Source organism: Streptomyces sp. NRRL B-24085, from assembly GCF_001282115.1.
In the GTDB taxonomy this organism is placed as follows: Bacteria; Actinomycetota; Actinomycetes; order Streptomycetales; family Streptomycetaceae; genus Streptomyces.
Genome location: NZ_LJBR01000653.1, coordinates 1 through 5,120, shown reverse-complemented (window position 1 = coordinate 5,120; position 5,120 = coordinate 1). Strand labels below are relative to the sequence as shown.

The window sequence follows — 5,120 nt, the reverse complement described above, 5'->3', positions numbered from 1 at the left end:
CCCCAGCTCCGGCAGCCCGAACCGGTCGGGCACCTCCACCAGCCCGGTGTGGCACCAGCCCCCGGGAGTGCGCCATCACCCCCAGCCCCGCCCGCGCCGCGGCGATCAGGCCGTTCAGGCTTCCGCTGGTGCACACGATCCGCCACTGACGCCCCTGCCGCTCCAGGGCCTCAAGAGCCAGCGTCCGGGTGATCCCCGGCGGCGGGTAGACGATCAGCGGCACCGGACGGTCCGCGTCCGGGCGGAGCCGCTCCGCGCCGATCCACACCAGCCGGTCGTGCCACACCAGCTCACCGCGGGGGTCCTCGGGCCGCCGCTTGGCGAGCACCAGGTCGAGCTTCCCGGCCGCCAGTCGCTCGTGCAGGGTGCCCGACAGCTCGACCGTCAGCTCCAGGTCCACCTCGGGATGGTCGTACCGGAAGCCCTCGAGGATCTCCGGCAGCCGGGTGAGCACGAAGTCCTCCGACGCCCCGAACCGCAGCCGCCCGCGCAGACGGGTGCCGGTGAAGAACGCCGTCGCCTGGTCGTGCACCTCCAGGATCCGCCGGGCGAACCCCAGCATCGCCTCGCCGTCCTCCGTCAGCTCCACGGAGTGGGTGTCCCGGGTGAAGAGCTGACGCCCCGCGGCCTCCTCCAGACGCCGTACGTGCTGGCTCACGGTCGACTGGCGCAGCCCCAGCCGCCGGGCGGCCTGGGTGAAGCTCAGGGTCTGCGCCACCGCCAGGAAGGTACGCAACTGCGACGGGTCGTACACGGCCTCAGGTTATCGCGGAACGTGATGACAGTCAGAGTGGTATGCGGGATTCCCGATCAAGGGGTGAGGGAGGACGATGGAGGGGGACCCTCCGGCCTGAGGGAGGTGTCCGCAATGACCCCGTACCGTCGTCGAACACGAGCAAGTGGAGCACCGTGAAGCGCCTCAAGTGGCCGGCCTGGATGCCGGTCGACCCGTACATCCTGCTGCTGCTCGGCACGGTGGGCCTCGCCGCCCTCGTACCGGCGCGCGGGACCACCGCGGACGTGGCCTCCGGAGCCTCCACGGCGGCGATCGCCTTCCTCTTCTTCCTGTACGGCGCCCGGCTGTCCACCCGCGAGGCCCTGGACGGTCTCAAGCACTGGCGGCTGCACGTCACGGTCCTCGCCTGCACGTTCGTGATCTTCCCGCTGCTGGGCCTCGCCGCCCGCGGACTCGTCCCGGTCTTCCTGACCGACCCCCTCTACCAGGGCCTGCTCTTCCTCACCCTGGTCCCCTCCACCATCCAGTCCTCGATCGCCTTCACCTCGATCGCCCGCGGCAACGTGCCGGCGGCGATCTGCGCCGGCTCCTTCTCCTCCCTGGTCGGCATCGTCATCACCCCGCTCCTCGCGGCCGCCCTGCTCGGCAGCAGCGGTGGCGGGTTCTCGGCGGACTCGCTCCTGGAGATCGTGCTCCAACTGCTGGTGCCGTTCGTGGCGGGCCAGTTGACGCGCCGCTGGATCGGCGGCTTCATCACCCGCCACAAGAAGATCCTCGGCCTCGTCGACCGCGGGTCGATCCTGCTGGTCGTCTACACCGCGTTCAGCGAGGGCATGGTCCAGGGCATCTGGCACCAGGTGAGCCCGCTCAGGCTCGGCGGCCTCATGATCGTCGAGGCCGTCCTGCTCGCCCTGATGCTCGCCCTGAGCTGGTACGGCGCCAAGGCGCTGCGCTTCGACCGCGAGGACCGCATCGCCATCCAGTTCGCCGGCTCGAAGAAGTCCCTCGCCTCCGGACTCCCCATGGCCAGCGTCCTGTTCGGCGCGCACGCCTCGCTCGCCGTGCTGCCGCTGATGCTCTTCCACCAGATGCAGTTGATGGTCTGCGCGGTGATCGCCAAGCGCCGCTCGCACGACCCCGTCGCGGAGGAGTCCCAGCAGGTCAGTGCGCGGGGGACAGCCGCAGCGTCACGAACCGCGGTCGGTACAGCGCGACGTTCCGGTTGACCTGGGCCGAAGCGAGGTCCGTCTCCAGCCGGTTGACGTCGTAGCTGAGCACCAGCCGCCCTGCGCCGCTGAGTTCGGGGTGCGCCTGCGGGTTGTAGGCGGCTACCTGACCGGAGGGCAGGGACGGGGTGAAGTCCTTCTCCGGGCCGTGCCAGGGCCCGGTGGGGGAGCAGGACCAGTACGAGGTCACGGCCGCAAGCCCCTTCGTCCCCGCGGCCATGGTGAACAGCACGTACGTCCCGCCCCGCCGTACGACGGAGAAGGCGCTGCCCACCCCGGTGCGCCGCCCGTCCCCGAGCACCGGGTGCGGACGGGTGCCGGTCGTCCACTGCGAGCCGTCCCAGTACTCCCAGGCGCCCGGCTCGGCGAGCCCGCCCTCCGGCACCCGGGCCACGTACGCCGAGGACACGGCCCGGGAAGCGGCCCGGCCGTCGTCGCCGCCGAAGACGTACGTCCACCCGCCGTCCTCGACCAGCGTGGTCCCGAACAGCACCCGCCGGGACGGGTCCTGGACCCGCTGCTCGTCGAGGACCTTCGTGATCGACTCGACCCGCAGGCCGGGCAGCGAGAGCGTGGCGACCTCGGTGGCGGTCGGCACGCCGTAGATCCAGGGGGACGATCCCGCCGTCCGCACCCACAGCAGCACCCGGACGACCTGTTCGTCCGAGCCGGGGCTGCGGGGTTCCACGCGGGCCGCGACCGGCCAGCGCCACTGGTTGGGGCCGGGGTCGGGGAACAGGGGTGCCGGGAGGGTGCTCTCCAGCCGGCCGTCGCGCATCAGCACCGCCGAGTTGCGCACCAGGGGGGCGGTGGTGTCGCGCCAGGCGTGCGACTCGCCGAGCGGGCCGGGCGGGGCGTGCACCTGGCCGAGGTAGGTGTCGGAGAACAGCCACAGCAGCCGGCCGTCGGGCAGCCGTACCGAGTGGGTGCCGTCACCTCCGGTCCAGTCGTCGCCGCGGGCGCCGTCGTCGCCGTAGCGGGCGAACTCGCCGGTGAGCCGGTCGTCCGCCGACCAGGAGCCGACGGTGAGCGGTGTGCAGTCGGCGTCCCGCCCGCCGCCGTCCGGGAGGGCGGTGAGCAGCACGGCTCCGAGCACCAGCGCCAGCAGCAGACCGACGCCGGTGCCGGTTCGCTGTCGTGCTCGTGCGTCCTCGGGCACGGGTCGCGACGTTAGCGGCTGTCGTCCACCCGGTCCATGGGCAGCCACAGGACGGTGTCCGCCGGCGTGGCGGTCCCGCCGGTGATCTCGGCGTCGGTCAGGGCCCGGCGCCACACCCGGACCTCGTCGATCGCGCCGGTGAGGCGGGCCCGGCCGTCCACGCGCTGCCCGATGTGCACCCCGAACGGCGCGTCGCGGCTGACCGAGCCCGGCACGTCCGGTGTGCCGACCGCCCTGCCGTCGGCGAAGAGCGTGAGCCGGCCGCCGCCCCGGCGCAGGGCCAGGTGGTGCCACCGCCCGTCGTCGAACAAGCCTCTCGCGCTCACCGACGCCGTCCGCACGGCCGTCGAGCCCTCCCGTACGGTGATCAGCCCGCGCACCCGTCCGCCCGCCGGCTCCCCGCGCAGCCACACCTGCGGCTGCCGGTCGCCGACGCCACCCATCCACAACAGCGGCTGCTCCCCGGCCGCGGCGGTGTACCTGAACCACAGGGACGCGGTGAAGTCCCCGGAACCGAGCGGGAGTTCCTCGCGGAACGGCAGCCGTACGGCGTCGTCGGCGCCGTCGAACTCCAGGGCGCCGCCGACGACCCCGGCCGTCTCCCGGGCGCCGCCCAGCACGGCCGCGGGCGGCGCGAGCGGAGCGCGGTCGGGGGTGGTCGGGTCGGGGCCGCGGCGCGGTGCCAGGCGGTCCCCGGCGATACGGGCGAAGCGGATCTCGTCGCGCGCGTCGGTGGTCCCGGCCTCGTACAGCAGGCCCACCGTGCCCTCGTCGACCGGGGCCAGGTCGGAGTAGCCGGACCAGTCCTCGGTGACGACGGTGCCCCGGTCGGGGGTGTCCCAGGTGCGGCCGCCGTCGTAGGAGGAGCGGATCGTCATCGTGCGGCGGCGGTCCGGGTCCGCCGGGCAGGACAGCAGCAGGCGCCCGCCGAAGTCCAGGGTGGCGCACTGCACCTGGGGTGCGGGGAGGTCCGGGAGGGTCCGGAACGGGGCGGTGAAGCTGTCGCCGCCGTCGTCACTGACGGCCTGGGTGCGGTGGCCGAGGTCGGTGCCGTCCTGTTCGCGCCCGCTGACGAGGACCGAGCCGTCGGCGCGTTCGGCGACCGTGACCTCGGACGGTTTCTGCCGGAAGGTGCCGTCGGCGGCGACCGGCCAGGAGTCGGTGGCGCCCACCCGCCAGTGCTCGCCGCCGTCGTCGCTCACCACGAGCGCCGCGTGGTTCACGCTCACTCGGTCTCCGTCCCACGTCTCGGAGTTGACCCCGAACACCAGCCGCCCGGCGTGCGGGCCGCGGCTGAGCTGGATGCCGTGCACGGGGCCGGTGGCGTACCAGGAGACCGGCTGCGGGGGCAGGATCCCGGCGCTCAGGTCGCGGGGCGCGGACCAGGTGCGGCCGTCGTCGTCGCTGTACTGGAGGTGCGGGGTGCGGTCGCAGGGCATCCGGCAGTTGCCGCTGTGCGCACGGCCCGTGTTGTACGTCTCGGCGAGCAGGACGCGGCCCGTCGCGCGGTCCACGACCGGGGCCGGGTTGCCGTGCGTGTCGCCCGCGCCCTCGGTGACCACCCGGAGGGGGCCCCAGGTGCGGCCGCCGTCGGTCGACCGCTTGAGGACGATGTCGATGTCGCCGGCGTCCCCGCAGTTGAGAACCCGTCCCTCGGCGAACGCGAGAAGGGTGCCCGCGGTGGTCCGGACGATCGCCGGGATGCGGAAGCAGGCGTAACCGGGGTCCCGGTCCGCCTTGAAGAGGATCTGCTGCTCCAACCCGGTTGCCGAGGGCGGGTGTTGGGCGTGGGCGGGGCCCGGCAGGGTGAGGAGGGCGAGGAGGGCGCCGGTGGCGGGGACGGCGGTCAGGGGGGATCTCAGACGTGCGCGGCTCGACGGCACGGGCACCCTTTCAGTTTCCGTACATCCGGAAATGCGACATTCCGGTCACGGACCGTAGTTGTGCGCCCCGCGCCCCACAAGAACCCCGCCCGTGTCCGTCACGGATGGAGTACGAC

3 protein-coding genes and 1 pseudogene are annotated in these 5,120 nt (G+C 73.4%); 1 reads left to right on the top strand and 3 read right to left on the bottom strand.

The genetic code is table 11. The features are described from left to right. A pseudogene (locus AOJ26_RS40885) lies at positions 1 to 754 on the bottom strand (LysR substrate-binding domain-containing protein); the annotation flags it as partial. 182 nt (positions 755 to 936) lie between these two features. Here AOJ26_RS40885 and AOJ26_RS40880 point away from each other — a divergent pair. Continuing rightward, on the top strand, positions 937 to 1,962 hold the full coding sequence (locus tag AOJ26_RS40880; protein WP_053853382.1) for a bile acid:sodium symporter family protein: 1,026 nt from the start codon (positions 937 to 939) through the stop codon (positions 1,960 to 1,962). Here the strand turns inward: AOJ26_RS40880 and AOJ26_RS40875 are convergent. After that, entirely contained in the window at positions 1,898 to 3,121 is a 1,224-nt protein-coding gene (locus AOJ26_RS40875; protein ID WP_053853380.1) for a DUF4185 domain-containing protein, read from the bottom strand. The two genes, AOJ26_RS40880 and AOJ26_RS40875, sit on opposite strands and share 65 nt — an antisense overlap. A gap of 11 nt (positions 3,122 to 3,132) precedes the next feature. Next, positions 3,133 to 5,004 carry a sialidase family protein gene (locus AOJ26_RS40870; protein ID WP_053853381.1) on the bottom strand — a complete coding sequence of 624 codons (1,872 nt, stop codon included), beginning with the start codon at positions 5,002 to 5,004 and terminating at the stop codon, positions 3,133 to 3,135. Positions 5,005 to 5,120: the final 116 nt, after the last annotated feature.

Excerpts from the sequence above, each read along its gene's own strand:
- AOJ26_RS40880 (WP_053853382.1), top strand. The coding sequence starts at position 937 with ATGCCGGTCGACCCGTACATCCTGCTGCTGCTCGGCACGGTGGGCCTC.